The sequence below is a fragment of the Pseudomonas sp. BN411 genome (genome assembly GCF_029871235.1).
In the GTDB taxonomy this organism is placed as follows: Bacteria; Pseudomonadota; Gammaproteobacteria; order Pseudomonadales; family Pseudomonadaceae; genus Metapseudomonas.
This window is the reverse complement of record NZ_SSOM01000067.1, coordinates 334,101-351,622: the sequence shown is the minus strand read 5'-3', so window position 1 is coordinate 351,622 and position 17,522 is coordinate 334,101. Positions and strand designations below refer to the sequence as shown.

Here is a 17,522-nt window from a genome sequence, read left to right as displayed (position 1 = left end):
ATGCGCACCATTCTGTTCAGCAGCCAGGCCTATGACCGCGAGAGCTTCCTCGGCGCCAGTCCCACCTTCGAGCTGCACTTCCAGCAGGCACGCCTGACCCTCGATACCACTGCACTGGCCAATGGCTTCGACGTGGTTTGCGCCTTCATCAATGACGACCTGTCCGCCCCGGTGCTGGAGCGTCTGGCCAACGGTGGAACCCGTTTGATCGCCCTGCGTTCGGCCGGCTACAACCATGTCGACCTGGCAGCCGCCAAGCGTCTGGGACTGACCGTGGTGCGGGTTCCGGCCTACTCGCCCCATGCGGTGGCCGAACATGCGGTGGCCCTGATCCTGGCCCTCAACCGCCGCCTGCACCGCGCCTACAACCGCACCCGCGAAGGCGATTTCACCCTCCACGGCCTCACCGGTTTCGACCTGGTGGGCAAGACCGTGGGCGTAGTTGGTACCGGACAGATCGGCGCGACCTTCGCCCGCATCATGGCCGGCTTCGGCTGTGGCCTGCTGGCCTTCGACCCACAGCGCAACCCCAGTGTCGAAGCGCTGGGGGCGGTCTATGTCGACCTGCCGGAACTGCTGGCCGACAGCGACATCATCAGCCTGCACTGCCCGCTCAACGAAGCCACCCGCCATCTGATCAATACCCAGAGCCTGGAGCGAATGAAGCCCGGTTCCATGCTGATCAACACCGGACGTGGCGCGCTGGTGGATACGCCAGCGCTGATCGACGCGCTCAAGTCCGGCCAGCTCGGCTACCTGGGCCTGGATGTCTATGAAGAAGAAGCCAACCTGTTCTTCGAAGACCGTTCCGATCTGCCGCTACAGGACGACGTACTCGCACGGCTACTGACCTTCCCCAACGTGATCATCACCGCCCACCAGGCCTTCCTCACCCGCGAGGCCCTGGCCGCCATCGCCCGCACCACCCTGGACAACATCTCCGCCTGGGCCGCCGGGCGGCCGTGCAATCAGGTGGACGCCTAGGCCATGTTAGGATGCGCGCCCTAGCCGGAGGACCTATGGCCGAACACGATTTTCGCTACAACCTGCTCAACCCCGCCCACACCTTTAAAATCAACAACTTACAGTAGTTTAACAAATAATTTCTACGCACTAATTCTACGCAAAACCAAGGCCCTTCACCAGCCGTTTTCGGCTGTCACGCCGTGTCTCCAGGCAACAAGGGTTGACAGCTAGCGCCCTTACGTGGTTGACAAATCAGAAATCCCGTGTACAATGCTCGGTTCAGTTTGAACAGGGTTCAGGCTGGCGTCAGCACTTCTCGGGATAGTAACGGGCCGGGTGTTGATGGGCGGGGAAGAGGTTCCCGCCAGGGGAAGGCTGGTAGACACGCCCCAACCTCAGCTTGAAAGGTGGAAGAGGGTCAGGCCGGTAACAACACCGGAAAGCCACCAAGGCGAGTGAAGTTGTTTAAACCTCGCCCCAGGCAACGCAGACGCCCGCTCTGACGTTGTGACGCGCCCCGCGTCGATTCTCACATCCCAATCTCCAAGAGAGGACTTCCACGGAAGCGCCTGACGGGCATTGTTTGTTTGAAATCTGGATTAGAGCCTGTGCTGCTTATCGATGCCTTCAGTTGCCGCAGGGTGACACGTCCGAGTCAGGGCGAAGGTTTGGAGCGGCATAGGACCGCTTTATCCAGAGTTCTTCAAACCCATCTCCAAGAGTAAATCTAATTCTTCTTCAGTCTGCATCTATCACTAATCCCGGTCTGCACACGTTCCAGTTTCCCCAGTCTGCGAACATCCCCATCCAGTGTTTAACAGGTTTCGTCGTTAGTTGTTCTGGTTTGCCAATTAGCAAGTTAAGAAAGTTGCAAATAAAGTTACTCTTAGAGCGTGACTTCTATTGACAAATCACAACTTAGATGCGATAATATCCACATGAGCTGAAGAAAAGATTTAGCAACTCCGCACCACTTCAGCCGTCCTCGCTTCACCCTCTCAGATTCCTCTAGATCACTTGGGTTTCTCATTCCCAGTCCAGCACTTTGTCTGCGGTGTGTGGTCGCTTGCAGATAGGCCACCTCAACGCGCTTTTCCAGTAGCGGGCCGAAACTGGCTGACAGTTCGTTTAATCGCGTGAGCTTGCCCCGTTTGCCGGGGGTCTGTCGCAACGGCTAACTCCAAACTCTTGATAATGTGCATGTGTTCGGATGGCGGGCCTTTGGGCCCGTTTATTCGGTCCTGCACTTTATTTCTTACACCCCAACACTAACAGGAGGGCCACATGGCTCTGATGGTACTTTATTGCCAAAACAAAACTTGCCCATCCCCCCGGATGCTGGCCCGTCGCAGAGACAAAAAGTTCTGCTGTCACAATTGCTTGATGCAAAGTCGCCGCGAACAGGAACGCGAAGCCCGCTTAGCTGAAGAGCAAAGCGTTCTGGAGAAATTCCAGGCTGAACAAACCAACCCCCAACCCACTCAAGGATAAACAATGTCCCTCTTCAACATCACGTACTTCTTCCGGGTCAGCAAGACTACGGCCAACATTGAATCTGTCGTCTACATCCCAACCATCGAAGCCGTTGAAACCGCTTCAACGATGTTCGTCCCTGCCGACAGTTACACAATCCACGCTTGGCAAAAGCTGCAAGGCAACGGCCCGGTAAACATCAACGAGATTGTACCCGGCACCATCCAGCCGAAAACAAAACGCTAACAATCCCAGGAGGAAGGAAGAAAACATTATGAGCTCAATAATCAGGACACCCCCGCCTTGGCAAACTATCTTGTACTCAATATCAGCAGTAACCTTCTTACTGACATAATCACTTCCAGTTACACCCCGCTCGATACCAGCGTAACCAAGTTCATCAAGTGCAACAAGAAACTTGAGAATGCGTACTTCCGGGCTAAAGGCCGAAAGCCCACAACACTCCCCGACTACGGGGCTGTCCTCAAACTCGCTAAGCTTGAAGATGATTTAGTCTTCACTGGTACACCGGGCAGCAATGAATCTTGGAACAAGCTCACTCCTGAAGAAAGGCTTTCGTTCTTGGCTGATGCCCAAGCACAGTTGAAACGTGGTCGGACTATCGCACAAATCGCCTACGCCCTCGCTTGTTCAGAGCATGACGTTAAAGTCCTTCTAAGCCTGAAATAACATCAAATCTGGCCGTCTGAGTACGGTCCCCCGCAGACAGCCAACTTTGACACCCCGCCAGCCCAGTAATTTCGCGGTTCCGCTGTGTGCCGTTTGGGCCATCCTCGCCCCCCGAAAAGGATAAACATGGAACTAACGCTTTACCTGGCTTTGCATGTTCGAAGCCAGTGTTTTACGGGAATAGTCGAATCACTCCTGCCGCCAAAACCTAGGGCCGATTACGAGTATTACGCCGTGACACCTCCCTGTGCCCGGAAGTTCGCCCGTCTCCAAGACAGGCTTGGACTTACGTGGATTCCAAAATCACAGTTCGAAGTTAAACCGCTTCACACCCTCTACACAATTTAAAAGGAAACAACACATGACCATTATCAAATTCGAATTCTCCCAAGCTGAACTGGAAAGCCGCGTACAGGTAGCCCTTTCGAACTACGAGTTCCACACACCTAAGTATGGCCGTCTAACTGCCCTGGAACTATTCCAATCCAACAGCGTTGCCCATGCCCTGGAGCTTTACCACGAGAAGCGTAAAGCCGGATATACGCAATCGGAAGTATCTCCGCTTTACTTCGATCACAATCCGGGTACAGGTTCGTTTTCCTGGATCGAGTTCCACTTGTACAAACCTGAGAAACAGCAAGCCAAAGACAAGGCCGCTATTGCTGAAAAAGTTGAAGCCGACTACCGGGCTGAACTGGAGCAACTGTTTAACGAGCATGTGGAAATTGAAGCCCGCCGTTCTGTTGAACGTCGTCAGCGTGAACTTGAAGCCGCACGTATCGCTGAAGAGCAACGCCAGTTAGAGGAAGCTCGCCAGGAAATCATTAACCTTTACAAAGGGCAGGCCGCGTAATGGATCAAACAGAGCGCATCCTGAGACAACGCTATTGTCCAGAAACATTAAATGAAACAACGCCGGAGAAATCCGGCGTTGTCGTTTATAAAGCTGCGTTGCCTGAGCTTTCCGGGTTCGAAACCTTTGGCGAATGGTTGGCAGCTTGTGAAGCGAGCATGTTGGGATACCCGCCGAAGCTGAAAGAACTTGTTGTTAAGCAAGCCCTGGCGAATTACGTGAAGGAGGCCGGGCAATGATGACGAAAGAACTCGCCCGGTTGTTCGCAACGCTGGGCTTCAAGGTCGATACGACCGGACTCGATAGATTCCAGGCAGCCCTGAGCCGTGTTGAAAAACAAATGCAAGGCGTATTGAAGAAAGCGGAAGCCCTGGAGAAGAAGCTAACCATCAAACCCAAAGTTCAGGACGTGAAGGCGAAGCGGGATAACAGTGTTCGTCAGTCCTTGGAACGTGAATACAAGTTGGAACGTGCCGCCCAGGCTGCGAAGCGGGATACATTCAAGGCTGAGCTTGAAGGGCAAAAGTTAAAGTTTGCCGCTGAGAAACAATCCGCCATGTTGGCCAGTAGTGCGTTACGCGATAAACAAGCGATGGCCGTACTTGCTGCGAAGGAAGCCAAGGCCACTCAGGAACGCCTCAAGGCGGAAGGGTTGGTAGCCAAGAACGCCCACAACGTAGCAGCCGCCAAGCTTCGCCAGGAACGTTTAGAGCGCATCCTAGGTCAGGCCCAGTCCCGAACCTACATCCTTCAGCAGAAGGCCCTACAAAGCCTTTCCGCGACGGCCAAAGCAGAGCTTGTTCTGCAACACATCCGCGAACGTGGTGCGCGTGCCGTCGAGCAGCATCAAGCCCGCCAAGCCACCCACGCTGCCCGTGAACAACGCCAGCAAGTGAGAGCAGCCCAGCAGCTCCAGCGACACGAATGGGCCAGTGCCCGCCATCAGGTATGGCAGGCCAATCAGGCCCGTAAGCAGTCGCAGCGGCAAGGCAATGTTGTCTTTGACATGGCCCCCATGCTGACCCGACTTGGCCTTATTGGTGCCGCTGTCGGGTCCGTAGCCGCCGCCGTGGCCCTTGTTGGCCAACGCCTGGACAAGGTTCAGGAACGTGTATCGGGCAACGAGCAGTACGCGAACACCCTGGAGCAGGCTGGCGGGTCCAACCCGGCTAACCAAAAGCTGGCCAAGGATGCGTTCATCCACATTTCCGACAAGTACGGCACGTCAGCCGACCTTGAATCCGCGAAGGCTTTCCGCACCTTCGTAATGTCGCAGACTGCGGGTGGAAAGATGGGGTTGCAGGACGCCATCAACATGTTCGAAACGCAGTCTGCCGCCTTCCGGGGCGCCGGAATGAGCAAGGAAGAGAGTCGCCGGGCTTCCCTCCAGCTCCAGCAGGTACGGGCGAAGACGAAGGGCGATGCTGAAGATGTGCAAACCTTCGCAGAAGCTGGCCCGCTGCTGATTGAGCCAATCAAACGTGCATGGGCTGAACGTAACAAGTTCAAGGGTGACGCCCAGGCCCTGGACAAAGCGTTTCGTAATTCCACGAAGGAAGGCAACCTGCTAGCCGTAGACTTCGAAAAGGGCCTGGAACGATTCGTTCGGGACAATGGCCCGTCCATCGAGAAGCAGGCGAAGAGCATCGAAGCTAACCAAACCAGATTGGACAACGAAAAGTTACTTCAACAGTTCGGCCTGGATCAGAACGCAGAGCTTAAAGCTTCGATCAATGACCGTATCAAAGCGGAGCGTGAGTTAAACGAAGCGATGAAGCCGCTACGTGAAACAATCGGGCAGTGGGATACGGCTCTCCAGTCTTCTACGGCGTCCATGTTGACTTACTTCTTCAAAGCGCCTTCCCTGGAAAAACTGGAAAAGCGTGTTGAGGATGCCAGGGAAAAAGCTGAAGCCACGTCGAAGTTTTCGCCAATGCACCCGGCCCGTATGTTGGCTGAATCGGAGTTAAACGAATCGCTCCAGGCACTGGCAGACGCCAAGACAAAGGCAGGATTGAACAAGCCCGAAAAGGCCCTGCAATACCTTCTAACCAAACCCGCCGACGATAAGTCCACCGACTGGCCCGACTTTAAAAAGTTTGCCCAGCCAGCCCCGCAAGTACCATCGCCATTAATTGTTAAACCTGTCGCCCAGGTAGAACAGGATGGTGAAGGTATTGCGGAAATGGTGAGTGCATTTGCCCGTAAGGCTGCTGAGTTCCAGGCAACACCGTTGATGATGGGGATTCAGAAGTTTGAAAGTCAGCAGCAGCCAACTCCGTTAGTTACGCCTGTCAATTCGGTTAAGCACGTTAACAACACCGTGAATCTAGGCGGTATCACCGTCACGGTTGAAGGTGGTGCGGACGAAAAAACTCTTGCAGCGATTGCCCCGGCTGTTGAGAGTGCAGTTGATAGGAAGTTTGATCGTATTATCCGGGCTGCCGACAACGGCGAATCTGAAATCGAGTAACAAAACAGCGGCACGCAACGTGCCGCTTTCTCTCTTACATTGGATGAAAAATGAAAGCTCTACAGACAATCGGACTGTGGCTGGCGCTCGTGCTATGCCCGCAGTTCATAACTTTAAAAGTAGCAACATGGGCATTCTCAACCGAATCCCACGCCACGTATGAACGTGTTGAACAACTCCTGGACCAGTATGACGAACGCCAGGAAAACAGAATGGCCAACATCGCCAGGATGGAAGCCAAGTTGAACGCCCGTGATGGGGAGATTCTGGCTGAAGTCGATAAACGGATTTCTCTGGCAATCCAGCGCCACGAACAAATCAAGCATGAGGATAAACAATGAAGCTTCGAATCATAACCTGCATTCAATGTGGGAATGTCTTTAGTAGCACCCGCCCGAAGAAGTTCTGTTCCGGTATATGCCGGCACACTCACGACAACCTAACTAAAGGAGCCGACCACGATGGGGCTACAAGCAAAGCAAGCAACAACGGCTAAGCCGCGTAAGAAAGTGGATAAAGTTAAAAAGTGCAAATGCTGCCGTAAAAGTTTCCGACCAGACGTTGCAAATGAAGAGTTCTGCAAGCCTGAATGTAAGTCCACGCGACAGGCTGCTGATAAGCGTAAGGCCCTGGAAGCGTCCAGGCTGGAACGCTTCATGAAGAGTGCCTTTGCGTATTGGATGGCCACTGAAGCCCAGCGAGCGGGATTGCTAGATGTGTTCTGTGGCCACACCGTAGAAAGCCTTCTGGAACTGTACGGAGTTTACAAGTATTGGCTCCGGGCTAATGGGTTGGGCAACGATGCCAAGCTCTACGCTATCGCTCATGTTCACCCGGTAAAGCCGAAGGAGGGTGACTACATCGGACTCCTTCACGCGGAAAACTTGTTTGTTTGCCCTGAGCTTCCAAACCGCCAACATGGGAACAACTATTTCGGACAAGGCAAGTCCATCCACCGTTCCCAGACTTCCGCCGCCAACTTCGTTTCAGAGGACGAATCCCGCAAGGGCATCATTCGCCGAATCGTTCGTTATCTTGGTGAGGACGTAATCACAGAGTTTGCTAAGAAGGCTCGTATCCAACCGACACAGCGTATTAAGCGGTTGATGCACCTTGAGCTATTCCTTGATGAGCTTGGCCTGTCCCTGGAACAGCTTCACGATTGCAGTACGGCTAAGCTCGGACAGCTTCAATCCCAACTCACCGGTAAGAAGGAGTTTGTCAGGGCTGGTGGGAGTTACGATCCCTTGTGTGTTATGCGTGATGAGTTGGAACGCCACGCCAAGTTCCGCCCTGATGGTATTGAAGAAGTCGCAGAACTGGCCGCAATCTTCTATCGCCAACAGTGCGCCTCTCAGAACGTAAACGGGAACATCCCCGAACCCGTAGCCTCCAAGATCGCCATTCACATGTGGAATGTCCTGCACGGCAAAGAAGCTGACGCTGATTACGTTCAGACTCTGATGAAGCCGCACTTGAAAGAGATTGAAGAAGTGTACTTCTGAAGAAAGGCGAAGCATGTAGTAGAGAATTCAATTAGCGGAACACTCAAAAACAGCCCTCTAAGCCTACTGCCACTAAGGCTTCAGCGTTTTTGAAATGTAGACATCCGCTGGTCCACTCTACTCGATTAACTGGTCGTGGCCACGACTCTCCCCGTTCAATCTGCGGAAACAATAAGCCCCGGCCAAGTGCTGGGGCTTTTTATTTTAACTTTCAAAAAACCTAGCTATGCAGTCGCCGCCTCAGTAGTAGGGCGACAACTGCACTAAGACCCACTCCGGTTAGGATGTAAGCCATCCCGTCACCATTGGTCAGGAGGGTAAGAGGCGTCTTGTCGTGAACAATGTAAGCGGCTGTGAAAGCAACCGCTCCGCTGAATGCTCCGATCAACACCTTTGCACGGGTGGATTTCTTCTTTGCCACCATCACGACAGAAGCAAAGATTGCTCCCGCTAGGAAAGACGGGATTCCGCCAATCACGTAAGCAAACGGAACCCCCACCACCATCGTCATGACCCAAGCTGAAAGGCCGGACGGGCTGAACTCCAAGTTTACAAGTGCAGATGCCGTGCTGAGCAGAAAGGCACCGATCAAGGGACCAACGGCTAGGAAAACAAGTGCGGACTTCATGCACGTAATCACTACTCGCCAGCCCTTCTGTGTTGTGTCTTCCATCCCGTAGTCCTTATCAGGGGGAGAACAGGGAATCCGTGCCCCTGCGGTTATTGGTCATGATAGCCGGGAGCTAGTACACAGCCCAGCAACTCCGGGGCCTAGGCCAGCCAGTTGCCCAGCTAACCCGCGTTTCTACGCCTGTTTTACAAAGTGAACACATATGTTCGATTTGAGCAACGCCTGAATGATAATGGTACTGTTCAAATAACGTACAGCCGTCCCCGTTCCGCAGGCTGGCCGCAGATTGTTGGTGGATGTGTCATTCCCATCGTTGGTTACGGGTAGTCCAGACCATTGCCCGTGTTCATTGGGGTAAACGCTCACGACCACGGACGGCTGAATACAGTCCGCCAGGGAATCACGTATTCATTAGGGTTGATTCTGATAATGAACACGGGTAGAGTGCGAACCTCTAGAGGCAAATGAATACAGGGCAGGGAAATGGCGAAGGTTGGGTATGTAAGGATTAGCTCGGTTGACCAGAACACGGCACGTCAGTTGGATGGTGTGCAGGTTGATAAGACGTTCACGGACAAGGTGAGTGGTGCCACCACGGACAGGCCCCAGCTTCAAGCCATGCTGGAATACGTTCGGGAAGGGGACACGATTGTTGTCCATGAGATTTCCCGCTTGGCCCGTTCGTTGGCTGACCTACTGTCGCTGGTGGAGACGCTGAACAAGCGTGGTGTAGCGGTTCACTTCCACCATGAAAAGCTTGAGTTCACTGGCGAGAACAACGCCATGCAAAAGCTGATGTTGTCCATGATGGGTAGCTTCGCAGAGTTCGAACGTGCCATTAGCAAGGAACGCCAGCGTGAGGGAATCGCCAAGGCGAAAGAGAGAGGCGTGTACAAGGGCCGTGTTAAGACGGTGGATGATGAAGCCATTCGGGCCGCTGTCGCTGCTGGTTCATCGTTCCGTCAGGCTGCTAAAGATTTGAATGTCAGCTTGTCCACGGTTCAGCGAGCCATGAAGGGATAACCCCCGCCATACGCCCCACACAAGCCGCCTACGGGCGGCTTTGTTGTTTAAGCGTGTCTGCCAGCGTGGTTAGTGTTCCGCGTGCTGTCGGCCCTGGAGACGCCCTGGAAGGGCTCAGATATTCGCCAATTCCTGTCGCCCAGGTTGGCCCCGGTCGCGGCTTGCTTAATTCTGCCGCTGGGTGGCGGGGTTTTCCGAAAAATTCCAGCCCGTAACCCCCGGTATGTGCCCTGTCTGAAAAAATGGGGGGGCCTGTTATGGCGTTTAGCAAAGGGGTCCGAAAATTTTGGGCGGGGGCAGGGGTTGGCTGTTTGGAAACGTCCCCCCCTTCAGATAGTTCGCTAACGCTCAGGATATTCCCGCCCAGCCACGCCCGACTTTCCCGAACATGCTCGGTTGCTGGCGCGGGGGCGCCAGGGTTTCCCGATTGGAAAAGGGGTCCGAAAATGGGCAGGGGTAGTTAGTTCCGTGGGGGAAACGTCCCTAGCCCACAGGAACCTCCTCAATTTCCAAGGCTGCAAGCTCCGGCATGTCATCAATCAGGCGCTGCTTGTATTCCTTCGCTACTGTAATTCGCTTCACCTGTTGTAGATCGATTTTCACGCTTCCGACGTTTCGCCACTCTCGTTCGGTGTAATAAAACTTGAGGTGTTCAATTGGTAAGTCTCTATCGTAAGGCTTAATAAATGCAGCAAAATGGCGGGAAAGAACATCTTCGACCCGTTCAAGATCATTCTTCGCCTTATCTTCGTCGGCGCGAATAAAGAGGCTTTTTATTTCTGACTCTAATTTTTCAATTAGCCAACCGCCATTAGTGCCAATCACCTTACCGGAATATTCCTCTTCCGAGAATGGCAGATAGTAAACCGGTCTAGCGCCCACCCGCGCTAGGTAATCAAGTCGAAAGCCAATGCCGAATTTTCCATACTTGCTGTAGTGAATCCCTTGGGCTTTAAGCGGGATATCACAGAAGCATGTTATGTTGGCAGTCACTAAATCTTCATCTCGCAAGTTGCCGCCGAGGTTAATCATACACTGTAAATCCCCCAACCTAAGCTGCAACTCTCCTGTCTCCACATCTTTAGCTGCAACGTAGCCACTTTTTAATATTTGTTTAAGCTTCCTGAAGCAGTCTTCATCATCAAGAGGATTATTTCTTCCGACAAAGTGGTAAAGCACATCTGACACATACTCTTGATCCATCGCAAATTTCCTTTATGCCGATTCAAAATAGATTTGCGGAACAATCTTCCTCAACCGCAGATGGAACCCTTCAATCTTGTTAATCGCGTCCAGTCTTGCCGCAAGGCTGGTCCCGCCTGAATACAAGCCGTAAGACATTGTAGTTTTCTTGTGCCCTAGGATATCGGCAGCAATGTTTTCCGGTATCTCTGCCCGTTCAAGCTGCGTTGCAAGTGAATGCCTGAGTGAGTGGAATGTCTTTTCCTTACCGTATTCCAACGCACGTTTCAACTTGGAAAAGCGTGTCACCAGCAGCACGGACCTTTTCCCAATTCGACTTTCAGTCTCGTAGTCTAGCAAGTATTCCGACTTGCTTTCCGTGTCCAAGAACAGGATCAGCGGATAGAGGTCATTGTGAACGGGAACCGCCCGAATCCCCGCCTTCGTTTTCGTACCAACATCCCGAACGTTGATGATGTACTTGTTTTCTTCCGGCTCCTGAATATCGGACTTCTTGATTTGAGCAATCTCTTCGGCCCGCATTCCGGTGTATGCCGCAATGGCAATCGTCGCCGCCAGCAACGTGTCCTTGGCCTCCACCGCTTTCTTGAAGATGTGCCCAACTTCGATGGTTTCGAACGGTAGCCGTGGCTCCTTCATCGTCTCCTTCCGTTTCACCTTCGGAAGCGACTGATTGTCGAACGGATTGTCCACGGTGGTCGGGTAGAAGCCTTTCGTCTGCAACCACTTGATATACGTTTTCCCCGACCGGAGCTTGCTGCGTTTAACAATCGTCTTCACGTCCAGGGACGCTATCCAGAGCCCCACGATGTCTGCTGAGAAACCGAATTTCCTCGCCTTGAGGAAGTCCCGGAACTGTTTAACATCTGCAACTTCCCGCTCGGCAGACGTTAGCTCAACCTGCCCCAATCGGACTTCCTTGAACTGCTTTAGAAGTACGTCGTTGAAGATGTCCACATCCGGCGGGCTGCCCTGCGTGAGCATGTGGTGTTTCTCGTGCTCCAGGCTCTGCCGCAGGTCTTCGGGCACGCCATTCGGGAACGCGGCAGATATGGCCCGATCCCAGATGGATTCCAGTTCCATCGCATCCGGCGCCGTTCTGGCGAAAGCAGCGGTTTCCCGATGCTGGCGAACGTCTTCAAAGACTTCCACCTTCCATGTGGAGTTGGTCAGTTTGCCTCGTGCCTGAAGGATTTCCGCCCGCCAGTCGGCCAGCACGCGGCCAAGTAACATCTTCGCTTCCGGTAACGATGATGTTCTTAAACTTCGGCTGTAAACTCGCTTCCCAATGATGCCCCGGACGTCTTCGGGGACGTCCAAACGGGCATGGTAGGTGGTGCCACGGAGCACCAGCAGCTTTTCAGAGGTTGCCATCTACGCGCTCCGACAGGATTTGATTTCTACGCAAGGCTTCTACGCAGTGTAGCTCTAGAAGCCGCAAACCATTGAGGTTACTGGGCCAATGGCCACAATTCACGATTTTCGCTACAACCTGCTCAACCCCGCCCACACCCTGAACGAATGCCGCGCCCTCTCCCCGGGCCTCTATCAGGTCACGGGCACCGGCGGCTCGATTCAGACCGGCGACACCCTGCTGGTGACCCTCAAGGGCAGCCGCGACCTCAGCATGCGTCTCACCGTGGACAAGGTGCGCCACCTGATCAACCCGCCCGGCCAATGGCTGGCGGTGGCCAAGGGCCCGGCCTTCAAGGAACTCGCTATCCACAACTGGCACGTCGACTGCGACGCCTGCGGCAAGCGCCTGGACTTCGAATTCGCCGTCGACAGCGGCCTCGGCAAACAGGCCCAGGCACCGGCCGCCGAGGCGCGCATCGCGGAACTGGGCTGGCGCAATCACGCAGGCAAGCACTTCTGCCCGAATTGTCGTCAGGAGGACACCCAATGACCCGGAATACCCTGCTGCTGGCCGTTCTGGCCGCCGCCATCACCGGCTGCGCCAGCGATAGTCCGCAACTGGAAACCGGCACGACCTACCAGGTGGAATGGATCGGCGAGCGCCCGCTGATTGATAACAGTCACCTGACCATCACCCTGGGCGACGGCAACCGCGCCTATGGCAACGCCGGCTGCAACCACTGGTTCGCTTCCTACACGATGGAAGGCGACAAGCTGACCTTCGGCGCCGCCGGCAGCACTCGCAAGATGTGCGCGCCCGCGCTGATGGAACAGGAACAACGCTTCCTCGACGCCCTGGGCAAGGTGCAGCGCTGGGACATCTCCCCCATCGACCAGCTCCGACTGTGGCCGGCCGAGGGCAAGGCGATCCGGCTGTGGCCGGTGGAAGGTTGAGCTCGCCGCGTCGATCCCCTCTCTTGTAGGGGCGAATTCATTCGCCAAGCAGACCGAAGGTCTGCCCTCAGAAGTCGCGTGGGGCAGCGTTGCTGCCCTTGGCGAATGAATTCGCCCCTACCGATAAAAGCAGGCCGTGCCTTAGAAGAGGTTGAGCTGCTCGACTGCGCCACGCAGGTCCTGCAAACGCACCCCTACCCCGATCAACCGCACCGGCTTGTCGCCACGGGCGAAGGCCGCGCTGAGCAATTGCCGGTAACTGTCCAGGTCGCGGCGGGCGCCGGCCTGTTCCAGGGTGGTCTGGGTGAAGTCGTGGAACTTCAGCTTCACGAAGGGCTTGTCAGGCTTATAGCTGCTGTCCAGGCGCGCCATGCGCCCACGCAGCTCATCCAGTAGTGCCGGCAGTTGTTCCAGGCAGGCATCCAGATTGGGCAGGTCCTGGTCGTAGGTGTTTTCCACGCTGATGGACTGCCGCCTGCTGTCCACCTGCACGATGCGGTCATCCTGGCCACGGGCCAGGTTATAGAGCCGCTCGCCAAAACTGCCGAACTCCCGCGCCAGCGCCAGCTTGTTCCAGTCGCGCAGGTCGGCGCAGGTACGTATGCCGAGGCGCGCCATCTTCTCCGCCGTCACCTTGCCCACGCCGTGCAGCTTGCTCACCGGCAGTGCGGCAACGAACTCATCCACCTGGTCCGGCGTGACCACGAACATCCCGTCCGGCTTGCGCCAGTCGCTGGCGATCTTGGCGATGAACTTGTTCGGCGCCACCCCGGCAGACACCGTGATATGCAACTCGGAGGCGACGCGCCGACGAATTTCCTGGGCGATGCGCGTGGCGCTGCCGTTGAAATGCGGGCTGTCGGAAACGTCCAGGTAGGCCTCGTCGAGGGACAGCGGTTCGATGATCTCGGTGAAGTCGCGGAATATCTGATGGATCTGCCGCGACACCGCCTTGTACACATCCATGCGCGGCCGGACGATGGTCAGGTCCGGACACAGCTTGACCGCCGTCCGCATCGGCATCGCCGAACGTACACCGTAGGCGCGGGCATCGTAGTTGCAGGTCGCTACGACCCCACGCTTGTCCGGCGAGCCGCCAACCGCCAGGGGTTTACCCGCCAGCGACGGGTCGTCGCGCATCTCGATGGCGGCGTAGAAGCAGTCGCAGTCAATGTGGATGATCTTTCGTTGCGGCATGGTGATCGGTGGTGCGAGGGCGGTTCGGATAGCAGGCGATGATACCGCAGCCCGAGCCCTCTCCAGCCGCTCTAGCACACGTCCGGGCAGCGCCCCTTCACCTCACCCGATTGCTAAATATTTGAGGGAAAAAGAATTTTTCTGCGAAATCGTTTGACAGCCCCTCGCAGAACTGTAGAATTGCCGCCGCGGGATGGAGCAGTCTGGTAGCTCGTCGGGCTCATAACCCGAAGGTCGTTGGTTCAAATCCAGCTCCCGCAACCAACATTAGAAAAAGGCCACTCTTCGGAGTGGCCTTTTTCGTTTGGGTCGAAATAAGTATTTGATTTAAATGAAAGAAATCGTTTGACAGCCCTCCGCAGAACTGTAGAATTGCCGCCGCGGGATGGAGCAGTCTGGTAGCTCGTCGGGCTCATAACCCGAAGGTCGTTGGTTCAAATCCAGCTCCCGCAACCAGTTTCCAAAAAGGCCACTCTTCGGAGTGGCCTTTTTCGTTTCCGCCTCCCTCCTCCGTCCGTCAAGGCTGCTCGTCAGTCCCCCATCCGGAAAAGTCCCGACTTCTATACTTGAAGCGCACCTGTCCACCTGGTGGAGGTTCGCCATGTCCGGTTACTGCGCCTCCAGTGAGGAAGTCGAATACCTGAACCGCGCGCTGCGTACGCTGAGCGGATGCAATCGAGCCCTATTGCGCGCCGAAGACCCGTGCTTCCTGTTCAAGGAAATCTGCCGGGTGGTGGTGGAGGAAGGCGGCTATCGCATGGCCTGGGTGGGACGGGCCGAACATGACGAAGCACAGTCGGTGACGCCCCTGGCTCACATTGGACTCGACAAGGCGTATGTCGACTCGCTCAACATCACCTGGGCCGATCGCGAACGCGGACGCGGCACCACCGGTACCGCCATCCGCACCGGCGTCCCGACCATCACGCGCAATATCCTCACAGACCCCAGGCTCAGCCCCTGGCGGGAGAGCGCCATCACCCACGGCATTGCCTCGGTCCTGTCCCTGCCCCTGCGGGTAGACGGCGAGATTTTCGGCGCCCTGGCCATCTGCGCCAAGGAGCCCGATGCCTTCGGTGAACGGGAACTGGCACTGCTCAGTGAAGCCGCCGACGACATGGCCTTCGGCCTCCAGGCCCTGCGCATCAAGGCCCGACGCCGGCAGGCCGAGCAGCAGGTGGAAGCCCTCAACCGCGCCCTGGCCACCCGGGTCGCGGTTAATCATGCGGTGATCCATGCCACCAGCGAAGCACCGCTGCTGACGGAAATCTGCCGGGTCCTGGTGGATGAATGCGGCTATCGCCAAGCCTGGGTCGACTACCGCCAGGACGACCCGGTGCGCCCATACAAGGTGATGGCCTGCAACGCGGCCAATGGCATCTGCCAGGGGTGGGGCGCGGGGGGCCATGACGGCAGCTTCCATGGCCAGCTGGAAACCGCCTTGCAGGCGGGCGACCCGCTGGTACTGCGTGACCTGCTCAACGACCCGGAAGCCGCGCTTCATGAAGAGGCTCGTGAATATGGCTTCGCGTCGGCGTTGGCCCTGCCCCTCAAGGTGGAAGACACAGTCATCGGCATGCTGGTGATCATGGCCGAGCACGCCGATGCATTCGATGAGAAGGAAGTTGAACTGCTGCTGGCCACGGCCCATGACCTGGGCTTCGGCATCTCCACCCTGCGCACCCGCGCCCGTGCGGTGGAAGCCGAGTCGACCATCCGCCGCATGGCCTATGAAGACGCATTGACCGGCCTGCCCAACCGCGTGCGCCTGCGCGAACTGCTCGATACCGCCATCGCCAATGCCCGCCAGGAGCGCCGCCCCTTCGGCCTGCTGCACCTGGAGATCGCCCGCAACCAGGAAATCAACGAAACCCTCGGTTATCGAGAAGGCGACCGCCTGCAGATCGAAATCGCCTCCCGCCTGAAGCAGGTGGTGGGGGCAGAACGCACGGTGGCGCGAATGGGCGAATGCGAATTCGCCGTGCTCATGCCCAATGGCGGCGCCGAGCACGCCTCGCAACTGGCCAAGCAAATACTCATGGCGCTCTACGACCCAGTTGAACTCTCCGGCCTCTATCTGGAAGCACGGGCCAGCATCGGCATCGCCCTCTACCCCGGCCACGGCACGGCACCGGAAGCCCTGATCCGCCGCTCCGGCAGCGCGATGGAACAGGCCAAGCGCTCCAATGCCGGCTTCGCGGTGTTCCAGGGCGGCCTCGATCAGGAGTGCGCCCAGCACCTGACGCTGATGGGCGACCTGCGCCGCGCCATAGACCGCAACGAACTGCTGCTCTACTACCAGCCCAAGGTAGAGATCGCCAGCAATCGCGTGTGCGGCACCGAGGCGCTGGTGCGCTGGCGCCATCCCCAACACGGCATGCTGCCGCCCGACGAGTTCGTGCGACTGGCCGAGAACACCGGCCTTATCACCCCACTGACCCTCTGGGTGCTGGATACCGCACTGGGCCAGCGTTATGCCTGGCATGAAGAGGGAGATGAGCGCCCCATTTCGGTCAATCTCTCTGCCCACGACCTGCGCGACCCGCGGCTGCTGGAACGCATCCAGGGCTCCTTCGCCACCTGGGGCGCCAAACCCCACTGGATCGAGTTCGAGCTGACCGAAAGCGCGCTGATGGAAGATCCGGCGGCCTCGCAGCAGACCCTGTCGGCACTCAAGGACCTGGATGCGCACCTGACCATCGACGACTTCGGCACCGGCTATTCGTCCCTGGCCTACCTGCAGAGGCTGCCGGTGGACTCGCTGAAGATCGACCAGTCCTTCGTCAGTGGCATGACCACCAACGCGGGGTCGGCGAAGATCGTCCGCTCCATCATCGAACTGGCCCACAACCTGGACCTGACGGTGGTGGCCGAAGGGGTGGAGGACCAGTTGACCTTCAACCAGCTCGGCCAATACGGCTGCGACATCGCCCAGGGCTACAAGATCAGTCAGCCGATTCCAGCCGAACAGTTCCGCGACTGGGAGACCCGCTCGGTCTGGCACTGACCGGCGGGCCGTCGCGCGGCAAATTGCCGCCCTCCCCTGACGCTCCCCGACTTCCCGCAGCGGCGGGACTCCCTGCTCGCCTAGACTTGCCGGTGCACCCGGCCGTTTTTGCGCGCTAGACCATCGAAAGGCCGGCGAAGAAAAAGTTCTGCCAGACACTTGGAACTTGCTGTCGGCGCCCACACTCAGTG

General features: G+C 56.5%; 17 protein-coding genes and 2 tRNA genes. 15 read left to right on the top strand and 4 right to left on the bottom strand.

Translation table 11 applies throughout. The features are described from left to right. The 9 genes from E8F06_RS14370 to E8F06_RS14330 all read left to right on the top strand — a co-directional run bounded on the left by E8F06_RS14370 (window position 1) and on the right by E8F06_RS14330 (window position 7,960). The gene (locus tag E8F06_RS14370; protein ID WP_280368310.1) at window positions 1–984 is read left to right on the top strand and encodes a 2-hydroxyacid dehydrogenase; all 984 of its coding nucleotides are present in this window, start codon (window positions 1–3) and stop codon (window positions 982–984) included. A gap of 1,266 nt (window positions 985–2,250) precedes the next feature. Next, complete coding sequence (locus tag E8F06_RS14365) at window positions 2,251–2,457, top strand: hypothetical protein (RefSeq protein ID WP_280368308.1); 207 nt, start codon at window positions 2,251–2,253, stop codon at window positions 2,455–2,457. Between the two features lie 3 nt (window positions 2,458–2,460). Further along, window positions 2,461–2,685 (top strand): hypothetical protein, encoded by a 225-nt coding sequence (locus E8F06_RS14360; protein WP_280368307.1) that lies wholly within the window; start codon window positions 2,461–2,463, stop codon window positions 2,683–2,685. 57 nt (window positions 2,686–2,742) lie between these two features. Then, on the top strand, window positions 2,743–3,129 hold the full coding sequence (locus tag E8F06_RS14355) for a hypothetical protein (protein ID WP_280368306.1): 387 nt from the start codon (window positions 2,743–2,745) through the stop codon (window positions 3,127–3,129). Window positions 3,130–3,490: 361 nt separating this feature from the next. Beyond that, entirely contained in the window at window positions 3,491–3,982 is a 492-nt protein-coding gene (locus E8F06_RS14350; RefSeq protein WP_280368305.1) for a hypothetical protein, read from the top strand. After that, window positions 3,982–4,221, top strand: coding sequence for a hypothetical protein (locus tag E8F06_RS14345; protein WP_280368304.1), 240 nt, complete (start codon window positions 3,982–3,984; stop codon window positions 4,219–4,221). Before E8F06_RS14350 ends, E8F06_RS14345 begins: the two co-directional genes overlap by 1 nt. After that, complete coding sequence (locus tag E8F06_RS14340) at window positions 4,218–6,455, top strand: tape measure protein (RefSeq protein WP_280368303.1); 2,238 nt, start codon at window positions 4,218–4,220, stop codon at window positions 6,453–6,455. Before E8F06_RS14345 ends, E8F06_RS14340 begins: the two co-directional genes overlap by 4 nt. Window positions 6,456–6,505: 50 nt before the next feature. Further along, a complete protein-coding gene (locus E8F06_RS14335) occupies window positions 6,506–6,796 on the top strand; it encodes a hypothetical protein (protein WP_280368302.1) in 291 nt (96 codons plus the stop codon). 120 nt (window positions 6,797–6,916) lie between these two features. Continuing rightward, window positions 6,917–7,960: a hypothetical protein gene (locus E8F06_RS14330; RefSeq protein WP_280368301.1), complete on the top strand. Its 1,044-nt coding sequence runs from the start codon at window positions 6,917–6,919 to the stop codon at window positions 7,958–7,960. Window positions 7,961–8,180: 220 nt separating this feature from the next. On the opposite strand, the gene E8F06_RS14325 is transcribed toward E8F06_RS14330, so the two are convergent. Further along, window positions 8,181–8,633 carry a hypothetical protein gene (locus E8F06_RS14325; protein WP_280368300.1) on the bottom strand — a complete coding sequence of 151 codons (453 nt, stop codon included), beginning with the start codon at window positions 8,631–8,633 and terminating at the stop codon, window positions 8,181–8,183. Between the two features lie 426 nt (window positions 8,634–9,059). Between E8F06_RS14325 and E8F06_RS14320 the strand changes: the two genes are divergently transcribed. Next, window positions 9,060–9,614: a recombinase family protein gene (locus E8F06_RS14320; protein ID WP_280368578.1), complete on the top strand. Its 555-nt coding sequence runs from the start codon at window positions 9,060–9,062 to the stop codon at window positions 9,612–9,614. 483 nt (window positions 9,615–10,097) lie between these two features. On the opposite strand, the gene E8F06_RS14315 is transcribed toward E8F06_RS14320, so the two are convergent. Further along, window positions 10,098–10,817, bottom strand: a complete 720-nt coding sequence (locus E8F06_RS14315; RefSeq protein ID WP_280368299.1) for an abortive infection system antitoxin AbiGi family protein — start codon at window positions 10,815–10,817, stop codon at window positions 10,098–10,100. A 12-nt stretch (window positions 10,818–10,829) separates the two neighbouring features. Then, window positions 10,830–12,191, bottom strand: coding sequence for a tyrosine-type recombinase/integrase (locus E8F06_RS14310; protein ID WP_280368298.1), 1,362 nt, complete (start codon window positions 12,189–12,191; stop codon window positions 10,830–10,832). A gap of 88 nt (window positions 12,192–12,279) precedes the next feature. Between E8F06_RS14310 and E8F06_RS14305 the strand changes: the two genes are divergently transcribed. Both E8F06_RS14305 and E8F06_RS14300 read left to right on the top strand, forming a co-directional pair. Next, entirely contained in the window at window positions 12,280–12,723 is a 444-nt protein-coding gene (locus tag E8F06_RS14305; RefSeq protein ID WP_280368297.1) for a hypothetical protein, read from the top strand. Then, a complete protein-coding gene (locus E8F06_RS14300; protein WP_280368296.1) occupies window positions 12,720–13,127 on the top strand; it encodes an META domain-containing protein in 408 nt (135 codons plus the stop codon). Before E8F06_RS14305 ends, E8F06_RS14300 begins: the two co-directional genes overlap by 4 nt. Before the next feature lie 141 nt (window positions 13,128–13,268). On the opposite strand, the gene dinB is transcribed toward E8F06_RS14300, so the two are convergent. After that, window positions 13,269–14,324, bottom strand: a complete 1,056-nt coding sequence (dinB, locus tag E8F06_RS14295; RefSeq protein WP_280368295.1) for a DNA polymerase IV — start codon at window positions 14,322–14,324, stop codon at window positions 13,269–13,271. Window positions 14,325–14,511: 187 nt separating this feature from the next. Between dinB and E8F06_RS14290 the strand changes: the two genes are divergently transcribed. The 3 genes from E8F06_RS14290 (at window position 14,512) to E8F06_RS14280 (ending at window position 17,331) form a co-directional block, all read left to right on the top strand. Beyond that, window positions 14,512–14,588 (top strand) — tRNA-Met (locus tag E8F06_RS14290). A 115-nt stretch (window positions 14,589–14,703) separates the two neighbouring features. Then, a tRNA-Met gene (locus tag E8F06_RS14285) sits at window positions 14,704–14,780 on the top strand. Between the two features lie 145 nt (window positions 14,781–14,925). After that, complete coding sequence (locus E8F06_RS14280) at window positions 14,926–17,331, top strand: GGDEF domain-containing protein (protein ID WP_280368294.1); 2,406 nt, start codon at window positions 14,926–14,928, stop codon at window positions 17,329–17,331. The last annotated feature ends 191 nt before the right edge of the window (window positions 17,332–17,522 follow it).

Coding starts and splice junctions, on each gene's coding strand:
- E8F06_RS14370 (WP_280368310.1), top strand. CDS start 1: ATGCGCACCATTCTGTTCAGCAGCCAGGCCTATGACCGCGAGAGCTTC.
- E8F06_RS14365 (WP_280368308.1), top strand. CDS start 2,251: ATGGCTCTGATGGTACTTTATTGCCAAAACAAAACTTGCCCATCCCCC.
- E8F06_RS14360 (WP_280368307.1), top strand. CDS start 2,461: ATGTCCCTCTTCAACATCACGTACTTCTTCCGGGTCAGCAAGACTACG.
- E8F06_RS14350 (WP_280368305.1), top strand. CDS start 3,491: ATGACCATTATCAAATTCGAATTCTCCCAAGCTGAACTGGAAAGCCGC.
- E8F06_RS14345 (WP_280368304.1), top strand. CDS start 3,982: ATGGATCAAACAGAGCGCATCCTGAGACAACGCTATTGTCCAGAAACA.
- E8F06_RS14340 (WP_280368303.1), top strand. CDS start 4,218: ATGATGACGAAAGAACTCGCCCGGTTGTTCGCAACGCTGGGCTTCAAG.
- E8F06_RS14335 (WP_280368302.1), top strand. CDS start 6,506: ATGAAAGCTCTACAGACAATCGGACTGTGGCTGGCGCTCGTGCTATGC.
- E8F06_RS14330 (WP_280368301.1), top strand. CDS start 6,917: ATGGGGCTACAAGCAAAGCAAGCAACAACGGCTAAGCCGCGTAAGAAA.
- E8F06_RS14325 (WP_280368300.1), bottom strand. CDS start 8,633: ATGGAAGACACAACACAGAAGGGCTGGCGAGTAGTGATTACGTGCATG.
- E8F06_RS14315 (WP_280368299.1), bottom strand. CDS start 10,817: ATGGATCAAGAGTATGTGTCAGATGTGCTTTACCACTTTGTCGGAAGA.
- E8F06_RS14310 (WP_280368298.1), bottom strand. CDS start 12,191: ATGGCAACCTCTGAAAAGCTGCTGGTGCTCCGTGGCACCACCTACCAT.
- E8F06_RS14305 (WP_280368297.1), top strand. CDS start 12,280: ATGGCCACAATTCACGATTTTCGCTACAACCTGCTCAACCCCGCCCAC.
- E8F06_RS14300 (WP_280368296.1), top strand. CDS start 12,720: ATGACCCGGAATACCCTGCTGCTGGCCGTTCTGGCCGCCGCCATCACC.
- dinB (WP_280368295.1), bottom strand. CDS start 14,324: ATGCCGCAACGAAAGATCATCCACATTGACTGCGACTGCTTCTACGCC.
- E8F06_RS14280 (WP_280368294.1), top strand. CDS start 14,926: ATGTCCGGTTACTGCGCCTCCAGTGAGGAAGTCGAATACCTGAACCGC.